At 64.9% G+C, this 22,704-nt stretch carries 17 protein-coding genes; 9 read left to right on the top strand and 8 right to left on the bottom strand.

Translation table 11 applies throughout. The features are described from left to right. Positions 1-55: 55 nt before the first annotated feature. The 3 genes from ALC15_RS04460 to ALC15_RS04450 are packed head-to-tail and all read right to left on the bottom strand — an operon-like array spanning position 56 to position 5,971. A complete protein-coding gene (locus tag ALC15_RS04460; protein WP_050626235.1) occupies positions 56-3,514 on the bottom strand; it encodes an error-prone DNA polymerase in 3,459 nt (1,152 codons plus the stop codon). Next, entirely contained in the window at positions 3,511-5,286 is a 1,776-nt protein-coding gene (locus ALC15_RS04455; protein WP_430649136.1) for a Y-family DNA polymerase, read from the bottom strand. The genes ALC15_RS04460 and ALC15_RS04455 overlap by 4 nt, the downstream gene beginning before the upstream one ends. After that, the gene (locus tag ALC15_RS04450; protein ID WP_050626234.1) at positions 5,177-5,971 is read right to left on the bottom strand and encodes an ImuA family protein; all 795 of its coding nucleotides are present in this window, start codon (positions 5,969-5,971) and stop codon (positions 5,177-5,179) included. Before ALC15_RS04450 ends, ALC15_RS04455 begins: the two co-directional genes overlap by 110 nt. A gap of 168 nt (positions 5,972-6,139) precedes the next feature. On the opposite strand from ALC15_RS04450, the gene ALC15_RS04445 reads away from it, so the two are divergent. From ALC15_RS04445 to ALC15_RS04435, 3 genes are all read left to right on the top strand, one after another. Then, the gene (locus ALC15_RS04445; RefSeq protein ID WP_050626233.1) at positions 6,140-7,375 is read left to right on the top strand and encodes a putative DNA modification/repair radical SAM protein; all 1,236 of its coding nucleotides are present in this window, start codon (positions 6,140-6,142) and stop codon (positions 7,373-7,375) included. Further along, positions 7,375-8,826, top strand: a complete 1,452-nt coding sequence (locus ALC15_RS04440) for a UdgX family uracil-DNA binding protein (RefSeq protein ID WP_050626232.1) — start codon at positions 7,375-7,377, stop codon at positions 8,824-8,826. The genes ALC15_RS04445 and ALC15_RS04440 overlap by 1 nt, the downstream gene beginning before the upstream one ends. Positions 8,827-9,423: 597 nt before the next feature. Further along, positions 9,424-11,046 carry an inorganic phosphate transporter gene (locus ALC15_RS04435; protein ID WP_050626231.1) on the top strand — a complete coding sequence of 541 codons (1,623 nt, stop codon included), beginning with the start codon at positions 9,424-9,426 and terminating at the stop codon, positions 11,044-11,046. 188 nt (positions 11,047-11,234) lie between these two features. Here ALC15_RS04435 and ALC15_RS04430 read toward each other — a convergent pair whose 3' ends face one another. Then, complete coding sequence (locus ALC15_RS04430) at positions 11,235-12,158, bottom strand: LysR family transcriptional regulator (protein WP_244485923.1); 924 nt, start codon at positions 12,156-12,158, stop codon at positions 11,235-11,237. Between the two features lie 136 nt (positions 12,159-12,294). Between ALC15_RS04430 and ALC15_RS04425 the strand changes: the two genes are divergently transcribed. Next, positions 12,295-13,476: a cytochrome P450 gene (locus ALC15_RS04425; RefSeq protein WP_050626230.1), complete on the top strand. Its 1,182-nt coding sequence runs from the start codon at positions 12,295-12,297 to the stop codon at positions 13,474-13,476. 3 nt (positions 13,477-13,479) lie between these two features. On the opposite strand, the gene ALC15_RS04420 is transcribed toward ALC15_RS04425, so the two are convergent. Further along, complete coding sequence (locus tag ALC15_RS04420) at positions 13,480-14,652, bottom strand: M20 aminoacylase family protein (RefSeq protein WP_050626229.1); 1,173 nt, start codon at positions 14,650-14,652, stop codon at positions 13,480-13,482. A gap of 277 nt (positions 14,653-14,929) precedes the next feature. Between ALC15_RS04420 and ALC15_RS04415 the strand changes: the two genes are divergently transcribed. Further along, a complete protein-coding gene (locus tag ALC15_RS04415; RefSeq protein WP_050626228.1) occupies positions 14,930-15,355 on the top strand; it encodes a hypothetical protein in 426 nt (141 codons plus the stop codon). 8 nt (positions 15,356-15,363) lie between these two features. Here the strand turns inward: ALC15_RS04415 and ALC15_RS04410 are convergent, their stop codons facing one another. The 3 genes from ALC15_RS04410 to ALC15_RS04400 form a co-directional block, all read right to left on the bottom strand. Further along, positions 15,364-15,939, bottom strand: a complete 576-nt coding sequence (locus ALC15_RS04410; RefSeq protein WP_063781786.1) for a pyridoxamine 5'-phosphate oxidase family protein — start codon at positions 15,937-15,939, stop codon at positions 15,364-15,366. A 116-nt stretch (positions 15,940-16,055) separates the two neighbouring features. Continuing rightward, positions 16,056-17,393 (bottom strand): amidohydrolase, encoded by a 1,338-nt coding sequence (locus ALC15_RS04405; RefSeq protein ID WP_050626226.1) that lies wholly within the window; start codon positions 17,391-17,393, stop codon positions 16,056-16,058. A 117-nt stretch (positions 17,394-17,510) separates the two neighbouring features. After that, on the bottom strand, positions 17,511-18,281 hold the full coding sequence (locus ALC15_RS04400; RefSeq protein WP_050626225.1) for an IclR family transcriptional regulator domain-containing protein: 771 nt from the start codon (positions 18,279-18,281) through the stop codon (positions 17,511-17,513). Positions 18,282-18,465: 184 nt separating this feature from the next. On the opposite strand from ALC15_RS04400, the gene ALC15_RS04395 reads away from it, so the two are divergent. The 4 genes from ALC15_RS04395 (at position 18,466) to ALC15_RS04380 (ending at position 22,698) form a co-directional block, all read left to right on the top strand. Next, positions 18,466-18,957 carry a MaoC family dehydratase gene (locus ALC15_RS04395; protein ID WP_050626224.1) on the top strand — a complete coding sequence of 164 codons (492 nt, stop codon included), beginning with the start codon at positions 18,466-18,468 and terminating at the stop codon, positions 18,955-18,957. 11 nt (positions 18,958-18,968) lie between these two features. After that, positions 18,969-19,421, top strand: a complete 453-nt coding sequence (locus ALC15_RS04390) for a MaoC family dehydratase (RefSeq protein WP_050626223.1) — start codon at positions 18,969-18,971, stop codon at positions 19,419-19,421. A 239-nt stretch (positions 19,422-19,660) separates the two neighbouring features. Then, on the top strand, positions 19,661-20,968 hold the full coding sequence (locus ALC15_RS04385; protein ID WP_050626222.1) for an MFS transporter: 1,308 nt from the start codon (positions 19,661-19,663) through the stop codon (positions 20,966-20,968). 98 nt (positions 20,969-21,066) lie between these two features. Further along, positions 21,067-22,698, top strand: coding sequence for a GMC family oxidoreductase (locus ALC15_RS04380; protein WP_050626221.1), 1,632 nt, complete (start codon positions 21,067-21,069; stop codon positions 22,696-22,698). The last annotated feature ends 6 nt before the right edge of the window (positions 22,699-22,704 follow it).

Below are 22,704 nucleotides of genomic sequence, written 5' to 3'. Positions count from 1 at the left end.
CCTTCTTGTGCCTTGTCTTACGCGAGCTCGGCGATGGCTTTGATCTGCATCAACTTCAATGAAAGTCCCGCGACGGCGGCAGGATGCGGACGTTGCGGGGATGGCGGATCCTTTGCGGCGAGTTGTCGCCGTGATCCCGGCGGTCGTCGTTGAGCGGCTCGATCAGCGCTGGGCCGGCCGGCACGGGATGCTTGCGAGACAGCGATTCGTTGGCGAGGCCGATCAGATCGTGGGAGCGGTCGGTCATGCGCTGCGCCACCAGATGCGTGACGCCCTCCGGACTGCTCTGGATATAGCCCTCGACCAGGATCAGGCGAGAGCCCATCACTTCCTTGCGGTACTGCTCCATCACTTTCGGCCAGACCACGATGTTGGCGATGCCGGTCTCGTCCTCCAGTGTCATGAACACGACGCCCTTGGCGCTGCCCGGCCGCTGCCGCACCAGCACCACGCCGGCGCAACGAACGCGGCGGCGATCGTTGCTGCGGTTGATGGTGTGGCAGGCGACGACGCGCTCCCTGGTGAACATCTCGCGCAGGAATTCCATCGGATGGCCCTTCAGCGACAGGCGGATGGTCTGATAGTCGGCGACCACCTGCTCGGGGCGCGGCATTTCCGGCAGCGGTTTTGCGCCCTCATCCGGCTGCTCGCGCGCGGTCGCGGCCTCGAACAGCGGCAGCGGCACGTCGTCGGGCAGCCGCCGCACCGCCCACAGCGCCTCGCGGCGGTCGAGCCCGAGCGAGCGGAACGCATCGGCATCGGCGAGCAGGATCAGCGCGCGCTTCGGCAGACCGGTGTCGCGGGCAAACTCTTCCAGCGAGGTGAATGGCCGGCGGCTGCGCGCCGCGACGATGCGGTCGGCCCAGTCTTGCTCCCCGTCATTCCGGGGCGCGCCTCTTGGCGCGAGCCCGGAATCCATCAGGCCACTGTTACGCTGAGAAATGGATTCCGGGCTCGCGCTTTGCGCGCCCCGGAATGACGACTGGAGGGATTTCAACCGCTCCTCGTCCTCATCGAGCCAGTGAAACCCGTCGATCTGGCGGAAGCCGAGCCGCACTGCGCAATAATCGCCGACCTGCTCCTCCAGCGTGTTCTGCGCAAAGCTATGGGAGACATCGACCTCGCGCACCGTGACGCCGTTCTTGCGGGCGTCGCCGACGATCTGCGCCGGGGCATAAAAGCCCATCGGCTGCGAGTTGAGCAGGCCGCAACAGAACGCATCGGGGTGATAATGCTTCAGCCATGAGGAGATGTAGACGAGCTGGGCGAAACTCGCGGCGTGGCTTTCCGGGAAGCCGTAGCTGCCAAAACCCTTGATCTGGTCGAAGCAGCTTCGAGCGAAATCCGGATCGTAGCCGCGCGCCACCATGTTGCCGACCAGCTTCTCCTCGTAGGTGCCTATGGTGCCGAGATTGCGGAAGGTCGCCATCGAGCGGCGCAGGCCGTTGGCCTCCTCCGAGGTGAAATGCGCCGCCTCGATCGCGATCCGCATCGCCTGCTCCTGGAACAGCGGCACGCCGAGCGTCTTGTGCAGTACGTTGTAGAGCTCGTCCTTGTCGCCATGATCCGGCGAAGGCGAAGGATAGCTCACCTGCTCCTGCTTGTTCCGCCGCCGCAAATAAGGATGCACCATGTCGCCCTGGATCGGACCGGGGCGTACGATCGCGACCTCGATGACGAGGTCATAGAACGTCCGCGGTTTCAGCCGCGGCAGCATGTTCATCTGCGCTCGGCTCTCGACCTGGAACACGCCGAGCGACTCGCCGCGGCACAGCATGTCGTAGACGTTCTTGTCGTCCTGCGGGACGCTGGCGAGCTCCCAGCGCTTGCCCTTGTGGTCATCGATCAGGTCGAAGCATTTGCGGATGCAGGTCAGCATGCCCAATGCCAGCACGTCGACCTTCATCATGTGCAGCGCGTCGACGTCATCCTTGTCCCATTCGATGAAGGTACGGTCGTCCATCGCGGCGTTGCCGATCGGCACATAGGTGTCGAGCCGGTCCTGGGTCAGCACATAGCCGCCGACATGCTGCGAGAGATGGCGCGGAAACTCGATCAGCTCGGTGGCAAGCTCGATGGCAAGATTGATCATCGCATTCGCAGGGTCCAGCCCGGCCTGCCGCACCTGCATGTCGTTGAGGCCCTTGCCCCAGCTGCCCCACACGGTGTCCGCGAGCGCCGCGGTGACGTCCTCGGTCAGCCCGAGCGCCTTGCCGACATCGCGGATCGCGCTACGCGGGCGATAATGGATGATGGTGGCGATGATTGCCGCGCGATGGCGGCCGTAACGGCGATAGACATATTGCATCACCTCCTCGCGCCGCGAATGCTCGAAATCGACGTCGATGTCGGGCGGCTCCAGCCGCTCCTTGGAGATGAAACGCTCGAACAGGAGATCGACCTTGGTCGGATCGACCGAAGTGACACCAAGCACGTAGCAGACTGCGGAATTCGCCGCCGAGCCGCGCCCCTGGCACAGGATGTTCTGGCTGCGCGCATAGCGCACGATGTCGTGCACGGTGAGGAAGTAATGCGCGTATTTCAGCTCGGCGATCAGCGCGAGCTCCTTGTTCAGGGTGGCGCGGAGCTTGTCGTCGATCTCGCCGCCGAAATATTTGTCGACGCCGGCCCAGGTCAGATCCTCCAGATGCTGCTGCGCGGTCTTGCCCGGCGGCACCGGCTCATCGGGATACTGGTATTTGAGCTGGTCGAGCGAGAACGAGATGCGCGCGGCAAAGCGCATGGTCTCCGCGATCGCATCCGGCAGGTCGCGAAACAGCCTGATCATCTCATGCGCCGGCTTGAGATGCCGTTCGGCGTTGGCTTCGAGCCTGCGGCCGACCGCCTCGATCGTGGTCTTTTCGCGGATACAGGTCAGCACGTCCTGCAGCGGACGGCGCGCAGGATGGTGATAGAGCACCTCGTTGGTGGCGAGCAGCGGCACACCGGCATCGGTGGCGAGGCCATGCAGCCGCGCGAGACGGCGCTTGTCGTCGCCGCGGTAGAGCAGGCTTGCGGCGAGCCAGACGCCATCGGCGGCGCTGGCCTTCAGTTGCGCGAGCACGTCGAGCGCCTCATCCGCCTCGAAGCGATGCGGGAGCGCCAGCACCAAGAGCTGGCCTTCGGCGAAATCGAGAAGATCGGACAGGCTGAGCCGGCAGTCGCCCTTCTCGATGCGCTCGCTGCCAGCACCGCGCTTGCCACGGGTGAGCAATTGGCACAGCCGGCCATAGGCGGCGCGGTCGCGTGGATAGACCAGGATGTCGGGGGTGCCGTCGATGAAGACGATGCGGGCACCGACCAGGAACTTGGGCGGATGGGCGACCTTCTCGCTGTCGAGCTCCTTCCAGGCGCGCACCACGCCGGCCAGCGTGTTGTGATCGGCGAGCCCGATCACGGGGATTCCGAGTTCGCTCGCCTGATGCACATAGGCGCGCGGATCGGAGCCGCCGCGCAGGAAGGAGAAATTGCTGGTGATGCCGATCTCGGCATAATCGGGCAAGGGCGCGCTCATGCGAACAGCCCGTGCACATACCAGTTCGCGGCGACCGGCGCGCCCGCCTCGTCCCGCAGCTCGTTCTCATAGAGGCCGTCGCGAAAGATCCAGAAGCGCTGGCCCTCGGCATCCTCGACGCGGAAATAGTCGCGCGTCAGCGCCGCACCGTCCTGCTTCCACCATTCCATCGCGATCCGCTCGGGACCCTCGACCCGCACCACCGCATGCAAGGCGCGCCGCCAGGTGAATTGATGCGGCGGACCATCCGGTACGCTCGCGAACGGCACCTTGATCGGCTCCGGCCGCTCGAACAGCCGCAAGGGTCGCAGCGGCGGCTCGCCCACGACGCGCTCCGGCCATGCGGCGGCGCTGGCGGCGGCCAGATGATGCTGCGCCGGCAGCGCGAGCGCTGATCGTTCGGGGATGTGGCTCTCGAGCGGCAGATGCACGACGACGCGCTTGCCGCCGATGCGAGCGGCGATGCGGTCGATCAGCGCCGAGATCTCGTCATTGTCATGCACAGTGGCGTCGAGATCGCGCTGCTGCTGCACCACGATCTCGGTACGCCCTGCGGCAAGACGAATGAGATCGAAGCCGAAGCCAGGATCGAGCGGATCGCTCAGCGCATCGAGCCGCTCGCGGAACAGGCGGTCGATCATCTCCGGCCGCGTCACCGGACGCCCGGTCTCGACCATGATCGCGCGCACCGCACCGTCGGTGCGGAAAAAGCTCGCCTCCAGTTGCCGCGCGCCCTTGCCCTGTTTGTCCATCGCCGCGACCAGCATTTTGGCGAGGCTCGAGAGCGTCAGCGCGATCACGGTGTCGGTCGCAATCGGCTCAGGAAAACGCTTCTCGACGATATAGTCGGGCAGCGGCTTGCGCGGGCTGATCGGGGCATCGCCCTGCCCGAGCGCGTGGCCGAGCAAGGTGGTGAAGGCCGAGCCGAACCGCGCCGAAATCTCGTGCGGCGCGCGCGCGGCGACATCGCCGATGGTCTTCAACCCGGCGCGGCGCAGGCCGGTGGTCACAGCGCTATCGGCGCCGAGCGCCGACACCGGCAGCGGGCCGACCGCTTGCGCCTCTGCGCCATCAGCAACGATCTTGCCCGAGACGTGGCGCGTCAGCGTTCGCGCCGCGATCGAGGTGCCGGCAATCGCCGCGCTGACCGCAAAGCCGCGCCGGCTCAGCGCATGGGTCACGATCTGCAGCAGCGCGCGCTCGCCGCCGAACAGATGCGCGCAGCCGGTGATGTCGAGGAACAGGCCGTAAGGTGCGTCGAGCGCGACCAGCGGCGTGAAGCGGTCGCACCAGTCGGCGATGTCGTTCAGCGTCTTCAGGTCGGCGGCGGGGTCGGCGTCGTAGACCGTGAGCTCCGGGCAGATCGCCCGCGCATTGGCGAGCGGCAACCCGATCGACAGCCCGGTCCGTACCGCGGCCTCGTCGACGGCATGCAGCAGGATCGCGTTGTGGTCTTTTGCGACGACGACGCTGGGGAGTTCTTTCTTCGCCTCTCCCGCTTGCGGGGGAGGCCGGATCGCATCGCCAGATGCGATCCGGGTGGGGGCTCTCTCCTTACGAAGAACATTGTTTGTGGAGAGACCCCCACCCCAACCCTCCCCCGCAAGCAGGAGAGGGAGCCCTGCCACCTCCCGTGTGTCAGTTGGCACAACGTTGTGCGCATCAGCTTGCGAGGCGATGTCCTGCGCGAGCTTGCGCTTGATGCGGTCGATGGGCAGGCGTGGCAGCCACAGGCTGAGGATACGCCGACGGTTCACTGAATTGGCACTCATCACATTTCCATTCCATGATCCATCGCCCGACCGGGCCATGACGATTGCGCACGAGTTCGGCCTCGACGCGCGGCGCGCCCCAAGGGCTCGCGGCATTGCCGGGTGGCGAATGCGCCGCGCGCACGATCCAGCGCGTCTCCGCGGTCGAGGGGATCGGAGTTGCCGCGATCCGCAGCACCAGCGCAGTGACGCCGGAGGCTTGCGCAGCCAATGTCAGCTTGCGGCTGGCGACGAGATCGAGCTGGCGCGCCTGGCCCCAGACCTCGAGCACCACGGCGCCGAGCGCATCGCAGGCCAGCGCATCGGCCGCGGTGCGCAGAGCGCCGTCGACATCGGCGGCGCGCACCGTGACCAAGAGGCGCGGATCGAGGCCGAGCTCGGCAAGCCCGTGCATCGACAGCGCGCCGTTCTCGCGATCGGAAAAATCCTGCCGCACCCACACCAGCGGCTTGCGCGCCGATATGAGGCCGGCGAGCCCTGCGATGAAGCCGGTCGCAGCACCACTTTGATGGCCAGCGGCGAACACCTCATGCAGCGCGGCCGGCGCAAGTCCGCCGCGCAGCATCGCGTCCGCGCTCGCGTGGCCGAGCGCGATGCGGTTCGGCATCGCCGCCTCCGATGGCGCCTCGATGCGCGCGATGCTGCCGCGCAGAGACGCAAGCGTACCCGTGCGTGCGCCATTCATATGCGCCGCTCCTTCAACTTGAAAATTTGAGGCCGTCACTGCCTGAACAGAGAACCAGCGACTGGCTCAATTGTTCATGGTATGTTCTAATATAAAGCTAACAGACCCTGATGAGTCAATCGGATTGCGGACTTTTCTGATTCATTAGCAAAATCAAAAGGATTCACGATGGACGTGCAACGCAAGCTGGAGATCCTGGCGGATGCCGCGAAATACGACGCCTCCTGCGCGTCCTCGGGTACCGAGCAGCGGGATTCCAGCGACGGCAAGGGCCTCGGCTCGACCGCGCCAGGCATGGGCATCTGCCATTCCTACGCCCCGGACGGCCGCTGCATTTCACTGCTGAAGGTGCTGCTCACCAACGCCTGCAACTACGACTGCCTGTATTGCGTCAACCGCGCCTCCTCTAACGTGCCGCGTGCCCGCTTCACTGTCGACGAGGTGGTGAAACTGACGCTCGACTTCTACCGCCGCAACTACATCGAGGGACTGTTCCTCTCTTCCGGCATCATCCGCAGCGCCGACTACACCATGGAGCAGGTAGTCGCCGTCGCGCGCAAGCTGCGCGAGGAGCATCGCTTCCGCGGCTACATCCATCTGAAGACCATTCCGGAAGCCGACGACGCGCTGATTGCGGAAGCCGGCAGATATGCCGATCGCCTCTCCATCAACATCGAGATGCCGGAGGAGACCAGTCTCGCCAAGCTCGCGCCGGAGAAGGACGTCCGCGCGATCCGCCGCACGATGGGACGACTACGGCTGAAGCTCGACGAAGCCGCGGAAAAGCCTGCGACAAAAACAAGGCCTGCCCGCTTTGCACCGGCCGGCCAGAGCACACAGATGATCGTGGGCGCAGATAGCGCAAGCGACCGGACCATCCTCAAGACCAGCGCCAACCTCTATGGCGCCTACCGGCTCAAGCGTGTCTATTACTCGGCATTCAGCCCGATCCCCGATGCCAGCCGCGCCCTGCCACTGATCGCGCCGCCGCTGGTGCGCGAGCACAGGCTCTACCAAGCCGACTGGCTGATGCGGTTCTACGGTTTCGATGTCGGCGAGATCGTCGATGGACACGAAAGCGGCATGCTTCCGCTCGACATCGATCCGAAGCTCGCTTGGGCGCTACGCCACCGCGAGCGCTTTCCGCTCGACGTCGCCAGCGCCAGCCGCGAGGAATTGCTGCGCGTACCGGGCTTCGGCCGCAAGGCGGTCGACCGCATCATCGCGACACGCCGCGTCACCTCGATCCGCGTGGCCGATCTGGCGCGGCTGCACATCCCCAGGAACAAGGCGCTGCCGTTCATCGTTCTCAGCGACCATCGCCCGTCGGCGCGCCTGCTCGATGCGGGCGGATTGGTAGAGCGGTTCAAGCCGAAGGCGACGCAACTCGGATTTGGGTTTTGATGCACACCATCATCCTCGACAGCGAAACCGACTTCAACGGTTGGCGACAAGCCGCACGGCGGCTGGCGCTGAACGAGGTGAAGCCGCAGGAAGTGACATGGACCGTGCGCAATGCCGAGCCGGAATTGTTTGCGGCGACGGAAGCTGACCATTTGCCCGATGTGCCGGAAGGCACCTTCAATGTACCGGCCAAATTCGTCGAGCTGGCGAAAGCGGCGATCCTGCATCGCAACTCCGAACGCTTCGCCCGGCTCTATCGCCTGCTGTGGCGGCTGCGCAACCTTCATGACCTCCTCAACGTCGCCACCGATCCCGATGTCGCCGAAATCAACGCGATGGCGCGTGAGGTGCATCGCGACGAACATAAAATGCATGCCTTCGTCCGCTTCCGTGAGGTCGGCCGCGTGAATACGCATTTCGTCGCCTGGTTCGAACCGGAGCATCATATTGTCGAGCTTGCTGCACCATTCTTCGCCAAGCGCTTTGCCGACATGCCCTGGTCGATCCTGACGCCCGACGTCTGCGCGCATTGGGACGGCCACGCGATCTCGATCACACCGGGCGTCGCCAAATCCGAGGCGCCCGGCGAGGACCGGCTGGAGGAAACCTGGCGAAGCTATTACGCGGCGATCTTCAATCCGGCGCGGCTGAAGGTGAAAGCGATGCAGACCGAGATGCCGCAGAAATACTGGAGGAACCTGCCGGAGGCCTCGCTGATTAAGCCATTGATCGCGAGCGCGGAACGAACCGCCGTCGCGATGATCGCGAACGAGGCAACTGAACCGCACAAGCCGCAGAAGCGGCCGGATGAGCCGATGGCCCTCAAGCAAGCTCAGGATGCACAGGCTCGCGACACGATCGCCGCCCTGCGCGACGAGGCCGCCGATTGCCGCGCCTGCCCGCTGTGGCAGGACGCGACGCAAACCGTGTTCGGCGAAGGGCCGCAAGGCGCGACGCTGATGCTGGTCGGCGAGCAGCCCGGCGACAAGGAGGATCTCGCCGGCCACCCCTTCGTCGGACCGGCCGGACAGATGCTCGATCGCGCGCTTGAGGACGCCGGCATCGATCGCGCCAGCGTCTACATCACCAATGCGGTGAAGCACTTCAAATTCGTGCAGCGCGGCAAGGTCCGGCTGCACCAGAAGCCGAACACAGCGGAGATCCGCGCCTGCCGGCAGTGGTACGCGCGCGAACTCGCCGCCATCAAGCCGGAGCTCGTGGTGGCGCTCGGCGCCACCGCAGCGCTCAGCGTGCTTGGCAAGATCACCCCGATCAACAAGAACCGCGGCCACCTGATCGACCACGACGGAACCAAGGTGCTCGTCACCGTGCATCCGTCCTATCTGTTGCGGCTGCCCGACGTGAAAGCCAAGGCGCTGGAATATCAGCGCTTTATCGATGACCTGAAAATCGCCGCAGATCAGCTGCGCAATGCGGTCCGCGCAGCCTGAGTTCCACAAAATCAGTGGAACCGGAGTAATCACACTTCAACGTGAAATTGCTTCTAAACGCTGACAAATACCTACAACCTTTAATTGATCCGTGGTACTGTGACGTGTTCCGCAGGTATCGGGCGTCATGTTCACGCCATGACGTACCTTGAGGCGGGCGCGCTGCGCGGTTTGCTAGCCCCAATCGTGCGGCGCGCCACCTCATCCTTCCACCCATCCTGCTCCCTCGCTCCTTCCCACTCCGCGTCCCTTCCTGCACTTCCCACCATCCGCGACCATACCGGCGACGTTGCCGGATTTCCGGTCGACAGAAATCTTGCCGTGAAATACCCGCCGGCGGATTGCGCTGTCAGTGTGACCTCACCTGCACACAGTCTTGCCTTGCGAAACAAGTGCGGGCCTCTTCGCGGTCATCACTGACCTTCTGTTGCTGAAGATTGCCACGACGTCGCGAAGGCGCGTGAGCCTTCAATGTGTTGCACAAATATTCGGCTCGATCTCCGCCGGCCACGGATCACCGGCGCAATTCACGGCCGGATTTCAATTGCCTGTCACATGCATCGATCAAAATCGGCGGCATTGGGACAGGAGTTTACCATGAGCGATATGGCGTTACCCGGCTCGATCGAGCCCGCCCTGAAGAAGGGCCCGGATCTCGACAAGGGCTTCCACCCTATGACCGGAATTATCTATATGGGCGTGGTTGCGGCCGCGCTGCTATTCGTTGCCTACAGCATCTATTCCGACGTCGACGCCACCGGCACGCGCGTCACGTCGTTCCTGCCCTACATCATGCTGTTCGTGGCGCTGCTGATCGCGCTCGGCTTCGAATTCGTCAACGGCTTCCATGACACCGCGAACGCGGTCGCCACCGTGATCTACACCCGCTCGCTGCCGGCGCATGTCGCCGTGGTGTGGTCGGGCATGTTCAACCTGTTCGGCGTGCTGCTCTCGAGCGGCGCCGTCGCGTTCGGCATCGTATCGCTGCTCCCGGTCGAGCTGATCCTGCAGGTCGGATCGAGCGCCGGCTTTGCGATGGTGTTCGCGCTGCTGATCGCCGCCATCCTCTGGAATCTGGGCACCTGGTGGCTCGGCCTGCCGGCCTCGAGCTCGCACACCCTGATCGGATCGATCATGGGCGTCGGCATCACCAACGCGCTGCTCCGCGGCCGTGACGGCACCTCGGGCGTCGACTGGACGCAGGCCGCCGGCATTGCCAAGGCGCTGCTGCTGTCGCCGCTGTTCGGCTTCGTGCTCGCGGCCGGCCTCCTCTACATCCTCAAGGCCGTACTGGCGCGCGCGACGCCGGCACTGTTCGGCGAGCCGGTCGGCAACCAGCCGCCGCCGTGGTGGATCCGTGGCATCCTGATCCTGACCTGCACGCTGGTCAGCTTCTTCCACGGCTCCAACGACGGCCAGAAGGGCATGGGCCTGATCATGCTGATCCTGATCGGCACCGTGCCTACCGCCTATGCGCTGAACCGCGCGCTGCCGGCGAGCCAGATCGAGCACTTCGCCGCGCACTCGACCGCGGCCAGCAAGGTCATCGAAGGCAAGGCCGCCGGCTACAACGTGATCGGCAATCCGCGGCCGGCCGTGACCAACTATGTCGCGGAGCACCAGATCAACGAGGGCACCTATCCATCGCTGGCGGTGCTAGTGCGCGACATCGGCAAGCAGGTTGCCGAGTACGGATCGCTGGCCAAATTCCCGGCTGACGCGGTCGGCAACACCCGTAACGACATGTACCTGGCGTCCGAGGCGATCCGCTTCCTGATGAAGGACAAGGAAGCTGAACTGACCGCCGCCGACGTCGCCACGCTGAACGAGTACAAGGGCTCGCTCGATGCCGCGACCAAGTTCATCCCGAGCTGGGTGAAGTTCGCCGTCGCCATCGCGCTCGGCCTCGGCACCATGGTCGGCTGGAAGCGCATCGTCGTCACCGTCGGCGAGAAGATCGGCAAGACCCATCTGACCTACGCGCAGGGCGCCTGCGCCGAGATCACGGCGGCCGCGACGATCGCGGCGGCCGATGGTTACGGCCTGCCGGTCTCGACCACGCATGTGCTGTCATCAGGCATCGCGGGCACAATGGCCGCCAACGGCTCCGGCCTGCAATGGTCGACCATCCGCAACATCGCGATGGCCTGGGTGCTGACCCTGCCGGCCGCGATGATCCTCTCGGGCATCCTGTACTACGTGTTCTACCACGTGTTCTGATGCCGACACGGCTTCGGCGCGACCTGCCGCCGGACAAAAGGCCCGCACCATTGGTGCGGGCCTTTTGCTTTGAGATTTTCCGTCATTGCGAGGAGCGAAGCGACGAAGCAATCCACGCCTCCGCAAGGGTGAGAGGGATTGCTTCGCTCGCAATGACGAACGAGCTGGAAGCGTGTGACGAGGATTGTTCAGACGGCATCAGCCTTTCGCGGCGTAAGCCTTGGCGATCTCGGCCAGCAGGCCGCGCGCCCATTTGTGCAGGCCTGACTTGGCCGTCCTTGCGCTCCAGTACATGTCGATCGAGATCGGAACGCGGAACGGCAGCGCAGCGACATGCAGGGCGCCGCGCATTGCCCGCGCCAGATGATACGGGATGTCGCGACCAGGCCGGTGCCCACGATGATGCGCGCCAGACTGTCGTGGTTCGGCAGGCTGACGACGGGCTCGATCTCGACGTTCCTCGCCTTCAGCGCCTCGAGGTAGAGCGGCTGCCACTCGCCGCTGTGGGTGATGAAGACGTGCTCGGCCTTCGCATAGGCCGACAGTGCGATCCGGCCGCGCGCCAACGGATTGGCCCGATCCATCACGCAGACATAATGATCCGTGAGGACATGACGCCGAAAGACGTTATCGCCGACAACCCCGACTGGACCAAGCACGATGTCGCATTGGTTCTGCTTGAGATGGACGTCGCCATGACCCGCGGCATCAAGCAGGACAAGCCGGACCTTTGGGGCGCCGGCACGCAGCCGTGTGCTGAACTGCGGCATCAAGGTCTGGCGTTCGTGGTAGTTGCAGGAGATCGTGATGGTCCCCTGCGCCGTCGCCGGATCGAACTCGACCGGCGAGGCGAGCCCGTCGATCTCGCCGATCATGTCCCGCGCCCAACCGACCAGCGCCGCGCAGCGCTCGGTGGCGGTCACGCCATTGCCGCTCCGAACGAACAGCGGATCATTGAGCGCGCCGCGCAGCCGCTCGATCGCATAGCTGATGGTGGACTGGTTGACATCGAGGCGCTTGGCGGCCGTGGAGAACGACTGCAGGTCGTAGACCAGCACGAGCGTCCGCAAGGTCCCGATGTCGATCGGATCGATCGAGGAATTGGCCGCCACGCTGCACCTCCCGCATTGCCGGCAACCAGCCTAGCACAAGGCCATGTAATATTTCGATGGCCTATATCGATCCCATCGAATTGAGCGATCATCCCCGCAGGCGCTAGCCTCCCCAAAAAGCGCTCCGGGAGGACCAATGACCAGCGCCGTGCCCGTCGTCACCAACATCGCGTATCAGGATCTGCTCGATGACCCCTATCCGGTCTTCCGTCGCCTGCGCGAGATGGCGTCGGCGGTTTATGTCGAACCCGCGAAGCTGACGCTGGTGACGCGCTTCGACGACATCGTGCGGATCGAGCGCGATCCCGCGACCTACTCGGCCGACAATCCCTCTTCGCTGGTCAACAAGGTGATGGGGCCGACCTTCATGCGCAAGGACGGCGCCGAGCATGCGATCGGTCGCAAGGCGATCGAGCCCTCGTTCCGCCCGGCCACGATCAAGGAGCATTGGGCGCCGAAATTCACCGCGATCGCGCAAGCGCTGATCGATGACCTGTCGGCGGCCGACGAGGCCGATCTGTTCGGCGCGCTTGCCGCGCCGATGGCCTCGCTCAGCCTGATGGCGATGATCGGATTCCGGGACATGCCGTGGCAGACATTGGCCGACTGGTCGCAGGCGCTGATCGACGGTGCCGGCAATTACGCCGCCGATGCCGAGGTCGAGCGCAAGGCGATGCAGGCGAGCGCCGATGTCGATGCCGCGATCGACGCGGTGCTCGACGATCACCGCAGCAACCCGAATCCCTCGATCCTGTCGTCGATGATCAATGCCGACCCGCCGATGCCGATCGAGGGCATCCGCGCCAACATCAAGGTGATCATCGGTGGCGGGCTGAACGAGCCGCGCGATGCGATCCTGACCCTTGTGCTTGGTCTGCTGCAAGACCCGGCGCAAAAGGACAGCGTGCTGGCGAAGCCCGAGCTCTGGCCGGCTGCGCTCGAGGAAGCCGTGCGCTGGATCTCGCCGATCGGCATGTATCCGCGCCGCGTCACCCGCGACGTCGATCTTTCCGGCACGACGCTGCCGGAGGGCCTTCAGATCGGCCTCTGCGTCGGCGCGGCGAACCGCGACGCCAACCGCTTCGCCGAGTCGGATCGCTTCGACGTGACGCGGCCGAAGAAATCGCATCTGGCATTCGGCGCCGGGCCGCATTTCTGCGCCGGCACCTGGGTGTCGCGGCTCACCGTCGGCAAGATCGTGGTGCCGATGCTGTTCGATCGCCTGCGCAATCTGCGCCTCCGCGAGGAGGCGCCGCCCGTTGTTCGCGGCTGGGTGTTCCGCGGGCCGGTATCGCTGCCGGTCCGATGGGACGCGTGAGACTCACGCCGCCAGCGCGTCCTCCACGATCTTCACGAAGTACGACGTTCCGAAGACGATCGCCTCATCGTTGAAATTGTAGGCGGGGTGGTGCAGGCCCGCGCTGTCGCCGTTGCCGCAGAAGATGAAGGCGCCAGGCCGCGCTTCGAGCATATACGAGAAATCCTCGCCGCCCATCAGCGGCGGCATCGTGTGCACGTTGCCGTCGCCGGCCACTTCCTTGGCGATGCGGGTCGCGAATTCGGTCTGCGAGGCGTGGTTGACGGTGACCGGATAGCCGCGCTTGTAGTCGAGATCGATCCGGGCGCCGGTCAGCTGGGCAACGCCCTTGACCACTTCGCCGATGCGCTTCTCGATCAGTTGCCGGACCTCCGGGGTCAGCGTGCGGACGGTGCCACGCAACACCGCCGTCTGCGGAATCACGTTACGGGCATTGCCGGCGTGGAATTCGCAGATCGAGATCACGGCGGAATCGAGCGGATCGACGCTGCGCGACACGATCGACTGCAGCGCTGTGATAAGTTGCGCGCCGACCATCACCGAATCGATGCATTTGTGCGGCCGTGCGGCGTGGCCGCCGAGCCCCTCGATGTTGATATTGACCTCGTCGGTGGACGCCATGATCGGGCCGGAGCGGATCGCGAACGAGCCGATCGGAATCCCCGGACCGTTGTGCATGCCATAGACCTGCTGGACGCCGAAGCGGTCCATCAAGCCGTCCTTGATCATGGCGGCAGCGCCAGCCCCACCCTCCTCGGCCGGCTGGAAGATCACGACCGCATCGCCGGCGAAATTGCGCGTCTCGGCGAGATAGCGTGCCGCGCCGAGCAGCATCGCGGTGTGGCCGTCATGGCCGCAGGCGTGCATCTTGCCCGGCGTCTTCGAGGCATAAGGCAGGTTGGTTTCCTCGTGGATCGGCAGCGCATCCATGTCGGCGCGCAGGCCGATCACCTTGACGTCGCCCTTGGCTGCGCCCTTCTTGCCCTTGATGACCCCGACCACGCCGGTCTTGCCGAGCCCGGTCACGACCTCGTCGCAGCCGAATTCCCGCAGCCGGTCCGCCACGAATGATGCAGTGCGGTGCACATCATAAAGCAGCTCGGGGTGTTCGTGGATGTTGCGGCGCCAGGCCTGGATATCGGGTTGCAGATCGGCGACGCGGTTGACGATGGGCATGAGAATTCTGGCCTCGGAGGTTGAGCTTCAGTGCCTCTCTAGCATGCAAGAGCCGGTCCACCCAACAGATGTGGCATGCCGCCCGCTGGGGCCCGCATTCGCAAACGGGATACGACACGGTCCCCGGACACGCGTGACTTTGCACCAGCAGGCCATGGCCAAGGCTGATACAATCGCGTCCGACCAAAGCCCAATGGTGCCGGAAAACGCTCGCGCGGATACTACTTGAGGTTTCCGCACCGAAATCCTCTCGTCTTCAGAAAAAGGGGCGGCTGCAATGACGCCGGATCAAGCGGTCCTGTTCTCCACCATCATCCTGCTGGTGCCGATGGGCTATTTCCTGCTGGCGGCGCCCGCGTTCCTGCTTGTGAAGCTCGACGTCCCGCCCGTCACCCGCCTGCTGCGCGGCATGTTCAACGCCTACTTCCTGGTGCTGGCGACAGCCGGCGTGATCGGAACGCTCGCCTTTGCCGCCGCGGGCCGGCCGGCCACAGCGCTCGGCATCGCGTTGATCGCGGCATTCGCCGTGCTGGCGCGCCGCTGGTTCCTGCGCCGGCTCGATGCCGAGGCAGATGCGAGGGATCTGGGTGACCCCACCGCGGTGCGGCGGCTGCGCCGGCTGCATTGGGGCGGCATGCTGTGCAATGCGGTTCAGGTGTTCGCACTGGTCGCCAGCATTCCCTACATGGCACCGCTGCCCTAGACCTCGCCTTACCGATGCGGATCGTATTTCGAAAGCACGTCCTTGAGGTAATCCCGGCTCTTCCATTCAGGTGCAGGCGGCTCGTATCCGGGCCGAGGGACGAAGGGATTCGCCGGAACATCTGTTGAAGCGCCCATCAGGTCTGGAATGTAGCGCGGGCAATTCGGAAAGATTTCGCATTTCACGCGCACGACAACCTTCGCGCCGTGATGCCGCGCAAGCGTGTCGGCATCGTCGTGGATTGTCGCCTTGCCTCGGATCCGCGTGCGAAACGTCTTGCCGTCGAGGCGCACGAACAGCAAGCCGACATTCGGGTTGCGATGAATATTGCCGAGCGTGCGGTACATGTTGTTGCCGTCGTATTCGGGGTACTCGAGCGTGTCCGGTCCGGTGATCCTCACGAAGCCGGGATCACCGGACCGCATCGAACAATCGACGTTATCCTGATAGCTCGTCGCAATGAAAAAGAACCGCGTCTCCTCGATGAGCTTGCGATCCTGTTCCCAGAATTCGAAATGGAGACGATGCTTCTCGAGGCCGTCGGCGACGCGACGGCCGTCGAAGCGGTCCTGCAACTCTCGCATTCCGTCATGATAGAAAGGGGCACGGACGGGATCTGCCACGGGGCTCCTCCAGCAAGGTAAGCAATTGGTCTGCGAGTTCCGGCGCGGTGTCTTGCGCGCGCGACCGACGCAGACGGCTATTTTTCCGGCGCCTGCCGGTCGAACGCGCTCAGCACGGCAAGCGTCATGGCCGCGACACCGGTCTTGATCGTCGGCCCCGGCACCGGCGCGAACAGCGGCGAGTGGTTGGACGGCAATGGCGGACCGTTGCCTTCGCGGGCGGCGGCGACGCGTTCCGGCTCGTAGACACCGATATTGAAGAACATCGAGGGCACCCCGGCGTTGACGAATTCCGAATAGTCCTCGCTGGGTGTGCCCGGCGGTGACGGTGCGAACTTGTCGCCAAACGCCGCCTTCAGCACCTTTTCCGCGGTGCCGACCACGTCGGGGTCGTTGATCACGGCCTTGGTCCCTTCGCCGATGTTGATCTCAGGCTCCGGCGCATTCGACATCGCGGCGACCGCCTTTGCCGTCCGCTCGATGCCTGCCAGCATCTTGGCGCGCACCTCAGGCTTGAAGGTGCGAATGGTGCCGAACAGCACCACGTCGTCAGGAATGATGTTCGACGCGGTGCCACCGTGAATTGAGCCAATGCTGACGACGCCAAATTCGGTCGGGTCCTTTTCGCGGCTGATCACGCTCTGGACATCGACGACAAAGCGCGCAGCCATCATCACGGGGTCAATCGTCGCCTGCGGCACCGCACCGTGCCCGCCGCGGCCACGGAATTTGATGTAGAGGCCATCGGCGGCGGATGAGCCGATGCCGACGCGATAGCGTAGCGTTCCGTAGGCGAACGGGCCATCGTGCAAGGCGAAGCCGACATTCGGCTTTGGAAATCGCGTGAACAGGCCGTCCGCCAGCATCGCCTTGGCGCCCGAGACGATTTCCTCGGCCGGCTGGGCGATGAACATCAGCGTGCCGTGCCACTGGTCTTTCAGGCCGACCAGCGTCTTCGCCGTCCCCACCCAGCTCGCCATGTGGACGTCGTGGCCGCAGCTGTGCGCCACGAAGGTTTCCCGTCCCTGCCACGTCGTCTTGTCGTGGCTCGCATAGGGAAGTCCGGTCTTTTCCTCCATTGGCAGCGCATCGAGCTCGGTGCGCACCATGACGGTGGGGCCCTCGCCATTCCTGTAGAGCGCGACCAGCCCGGTCTTGCCGACATGCTCCGTCACCTCGAAGCCAAGCGCCCGCATTTCGGCAGCCAGCTTGGCCGCGGTCTTCTCCTCCTGAAAGGCGATTTCGGGATGGGCGTGAATATCCTTGTAGAGCGCGTCGAGTTTCGGATAGTCGGCCTCGACCGACTTCTCGATCGCGCCCTTCAGCCTTGCGACATCAAGTTCGGCATCCGCCCGGCACGGCAGTGACGCGCAGAGCGCAGCGGACGCGAGCAGCGTGAGAACCACTTTGGTCATGGCAATCGCTCCAGCTGAAATTCGGACACGGCGTGCCGAATGCCCATTACATCACCAAGCCGGGCTCGGCGGCCTGATCTAAGCAGGCAACGCGATCGGAAACAACGGCCTGGCGAGCTAGCCCGACGTCAGCATCTGGCTGCGGATCTCCTGCGCGGTGCGGCGCAGCGGCAGCAGGAATTTCTTGCGGGCAGCGGCCTCACTGACCGTGCCCGAGATCGTGTTGACGCTGAGCGCCGCGACCACGGAGCCTGCGGGATCACGCAGCGGCACCGCGATGCCGCAGATCGCGGGATCGAGCTCGCCGTCGACCCAGGCATAGCCGTCGCTCTCGACCCGCAGCAGCAGTTCACCGAGCCGCTCCGGATCGGTCACCGTGCGCGGCGTGACCTGCTTGAAGCCGCCGGTTGCAAGATAGGCCTCGCGGGTGCCGCGCGGCAGCGCCGCGAGCATGACGCGGCCGAGCGACACCAGATGCGCGGGCAAGCGGCTGCCGACGCCGAGATTGGCAGAAAGAATCCGCCGTGCCGGCAGGCGTAGCGCATAGACGATCTCGTCCTCGTCGAGCACTGCCATGGCGCAGGACTCGCCGATCTCGTTGCGGAGATTTTCCAGCGCACGCTGCGCATGGCCCCAATATGGCAGCGCATTGAGGTAGGACAGGCCGAGCCCGAGCGCGCGCGGCCGCAGGCTGAAATAGCGTCCGTCGGAAGCGCAGTATTTCAGCGCCACCAGGGTCGCGAGAATGCGGCGCGCGGTGGCGCGGTTGAGCCCCGCAATGTCGGCGGCCTCGGCCAGCGTGTGCCGCCCGGGCGGCTTGCCGAGCGCCTCGATGATCGAGAAGCCGCGCGCAATCGCGCGCACGAAGCCGTCACTCTCTTTGCTCATCGCGTTTTGCTCATGGCGCCGCTTTGCGAGGGACGTTGGTTCTACTCACGACATCGCAGCCCGCATGGCCGCCTGCACATGACGCGGCGCTGCACGCTTGTCAGGGGCTCCCGACCGCGCTAGCGTCAATTCATATAGCGAATTAAATGTTCGCCTAGCGAACTGAATAACAGGAGGATGCCCGATGGCGCAAGCAGAAAGTTCTGCGGCCACCCCGTTCGAGACCGATTTCTGGAAGGACGCGAAGCTGCGCAAGATGTGGGACGACATCGTCCCCGGCGAGCCGCGCAAGACGCTGCCCTACAAGCTGACGCAGGAAGCGATCGCGCTGTACTGCCGTGCGGTCGGCGAGACCAACCCGCTCTATCTGGACGAAGCGGCGGCGAAGGCCGGGCCCTATGGCGGGCTGATCGCGCCGCCCGCGATCCACATTCTCTTGATGTTCGCGTGCACGCCCGCCGATGACTGGATGCGCTCGCCGGGCACCGTCAATGCCGGACAATCGTGGAGCTACAACATCCCTGCCCGTCCCGGCGACACCATCACCCTGCAGGCCCGCGCGCTCGACAAGTTCATCAAGCGCGAGCGGCTGTTCGTGGTGCACGACAACGTCTTCTTCAACCAGCATGGCGACGTGATCTGCTCGGGTCGCGGCCAGACCATCCGTCCGATGTAAGGAGGATCAGCATGACATCCGTGAATTTCGATGCTCTCAAGGCCGGCGACACCATCGACGGTCCCGCCTTCGCGGTCTCGCGCGAATCGATCCGCCTGTTCTGCGATGCATCGCTCGACTACAACCCGCTGCATCTCGACGACAACTACATGAAGGGCGATTTCGGCAAGACCAATTTCGGCGGCATCATCATGCATGGCATGAACAATTTCGGCCTGATCTCGCGCATGCTGACCGACTGGGCGCTTCCCGCCGGCGCAATCCATCGCAGGCTCGAGACGCGCTGGCTGAAGCCGGTGAAGCCCGGCGACACCATCCGCCCCGCCGGCACCATCAAGGCCAAGCAGACCACCGCGAAATCGCGCTGGGTGCTGGTCGACGTCGCCGTGCAGAACCAGCGTGGCGAGACGGTCGCGGCCGGTGAAGCGATGCTGGAATTTCCTGCGAGCGCCAAGGCGGGCTAACCGCGCGTACGACCAGCACAAGGCTCCCGCTTCGCCTCGCCCCGTCTGCGGGGAGAGGCCGGAATGCATCGTCAGATGCATTCCGGTGAAGGGGAGCCTCCGCAGGCTCAACTCTCTCCGTCTATGCGGACGCAGCCCCTCACCCCACCCCTCTCCCCGCAAGAGCGGGGCGAGGGAGCGCAGTGCCGTCGCGGCACGATTCGACTCAACAAATCAAAAAGAAATACTTGGAGGTTTCGATGCAGGATGCGGCCCAATCGCGGCTCTATGGACGGATCGCCTGGCGCCTGATCCCGTTCCTGCTCGCGTGCTACACGGTTGCGATCATCGATCGCTTCAATATCGGCTTTGCCAAGCTGCAATTCCTGCATGATCTGAACATCGACGACGCGGTGTTCGGGCTTGCCGCCGGCATCTTCTCGGTCGGTTATGTCGCGCTCGAAGTGCCGAGCAATCTGCTGCTGGTCAGGATCGGCGTCCGCAAGACGCTGCTGCGGATCATGGTGCTGTGGGGCACCGTCACCGTGCTGCTGGCGCTGGTGCAGAACCAGTATCATCTCTATCTGCTGCGCTTCCTGCTCGGCGCCGCCGAGGGCGGATTCTTCCCCGGCATCCTGTATTACCTGATGCTGTGGTTTCCGGACCGCGTGCGCGGCCGCATGACGAGCCTGTTCGTGATGGCGGTGCCGCTCGGCGGCGTCATCGCAGGTCCGTTGTCGGGCCTGATCATGGACCACATGCAGGGCGTCCACGGCCTGCATGGCTGGCAGTGGCTGTTCGTCCTCGAAGGCGTTCCCGCCGTGCTGCTCGGCATTGCCGCCTATCTCACGCTTGCCGACGGACCCCAGGCCGCGAGCTGGCTCAGCCCCGACGAGCGACGACAGGTGGCCGGCGATCTCGCCCGCGATCGTGCCGCCACGCCTGGCACCACGCGCAGCTTTGCGGCCGCGCTGCGCGAGCCGCGCGTCTATCTGCTGTCATTCATCTACTTCGCGTTCTTCTGCTCGCTCAACACCATCCTGCTGTGGACGCCGACGCTGCTGAAGCGCGTCGGCGTCGCGACCACCACCGAGATCGGCTGGCTGAGCGGCGCGATCTCGGTCGCCTCGGCGATCGGCGTGGTCGCGATCGGCTACAGTTCCGACCGCACCCGTGAGCGGCGGTGGCACGTGGTCGCTTGCGGCCTCGTCGCGGCAGCGTGCTTCATCGCCCTGCAAGCCGCGCAGAGCAGCGTACTCATCACCGTGACGCTGCTCGCCATTGCCTCGGTCGGCATCTTCGCGATCCTGTCGCTGTTCTGGACCATTCCGAATGCGATGCTCGAGGGCAGCGCCGCCGCCGGTGGTATAGCGCTGATCAGCGCGATCGGCTCGTTCGGCGGCGCCGTCTGCCCTGCCCTGATCGGCTGGATGAATGTCGCGACCGGGAGCATCTACGCACCGCTCGCCCTCGTCGGCGCGCTGCTCGCGATCGGTATGCTGACGCTGATCGTCTGCGTTCCCCGAGCGGGACATCAGGTCACATTGGCCGAACCGAGCCGTTCCTGATCATCCGGCGCACGCCCGGTATCCACCGCCGGGCTTGTCTCGACCGGCTGCGTCTGACTAATAGTCAGCAACAAAAGACGCTTGCCGGGAACGAGGACATGCCGCGAAGGCTCGAGGGTGATTTCGACTACATTATCGTCGGCGCGGGCACGGCGGGCTGCATCATGGCCAACCGCCTGTCGGCCGATCCGACGAAGCGCGTACTGCTGCTGGAAGCCGGCGGCAAGGACAACTGGATCTGGTTTCACATCCCGGTCGGCTATCTCTTCGCGATCGGCAATCCGCGCTCGGACTGGATGTTCAAGACCGAGGCCGAACCCGGCCTCAACGGCCGCGCGCTGGCCTATCCGCGCGGCAAGGTGATCGGTGGCTCGTCGGCGATCAACGCCATGATCTCGATGCGCGGCCAGGCCGCGGACTATGATCATTGGCGGCAACTCGGCCTCACCGGCTGGAGCTACGACGACGTGCTGCCGGCATTCAAGAAGCTGGAGGATCATTTCCTCGGTGCAAGCGAGCATCACGGTGTCGGCGGCGGCTGGCGTATCGAGGCGCCGCGGCTGTCGTGGCAGATCCTCGATGCGGTCGGCGATGCCGCCGAGGAGATGGGCATCAAGCGGATCCCGGATTTCAACACCGGCGACAACGAAGGCACCAGCTATTTCCACGTCAACCAGAAGCGCGGCCGGCGCTGGTCGTCGGCGCGCGGCTTCCTCAAGCCGGTGCTGAACCGCAGCAACCTCAGGCTCGAGACCGAGGTGTTGGTCGACCGCCTGATCATCGAGAGCGGCCGCGCCGCCGGCGTGCTGTTCCGCCAGGGCAACGGGCAAGACAGTGAGGCGGTCGAGGCACGCGCCAAGGGCGAGGTGATTCTCTGTGCCGGCTCGATCGGCACCACGCAGGTGCTGCACCGCTCCGGCATCGGCCCGGCCGAATGGCTGTCGCCGCTCGGCGTCGACATCGTGGCCGACGTGCAGGGCATCGGCCACAATTTGCAGGACCATCTGCAGCAGCGCGCGATCTACAAGGTGTCGGGCGTGCGCACGCTGAACGAGACCTATTACAATCTCGTGCGCCGCGGCTTGATGGGGCTCGACTACGCGTTCCGCCGCCGCGGGCCGCTGACCATGGCGCCGTCGCAGCTCGGCATCTTCACCCGGTCGGATGCGACGCGCTCGCGCGCCAACATCCAGTTCCATGTGCAGCCGCTGTCGCTCGACAAGTTCGGCGATCCCCTGCATCGTTTCCCCGCGATCACGGTGAGCGCCTGCAATCTGCAGCCGACCTCGCGCGGCACGGTGCGGATCAAATCGACCGCGCCCGATGACAAGCCGTCAATCGCGCCGAATTACCTCTCGACCGACGACGACCGGCAAGTCGCGGCCGACGCGATCCGCACCACGCGCAGACTGATGAAGCAGAAGGCGCTGGAGAAATATCATCCGGAAGAGTTCCTGCCCGGTCCTTCGGTCGGCGATGACGACGCCTCGCTCGCCAAGGCCGCCGGCGACATCGGCACCACGATCTTCCATCCCGTCGGCACCGCCAAGATGGGAACGGCGAACGACCCGATGGCCGTGGTCGACGAGCGGCTGCGCTTCTACGGCCTGCACGGCCTGCGCATCGCGGATGCTTCCGTGATGCCGACCATCACCTCCGGCAACACCAACACGCCGACCGCGATGATCGCCGAGAAGGCCGCCGAAATGATCCTCAGGGATGCGCGATAGCAGCCC

The organism is Bradyrhizobium viridifuturi, assembly GCF_001238275.1.
GTDB lineage: Bacteria > Pseudomonadota > Alphaproteobacteria > Rhizobiales > Xanthobacteraceae > Bradyrhizobium > Bradyrhizobium viridifuturi.
This window is presented reverse-complemented; position numbering and strand designations above follow the sequence as displayed.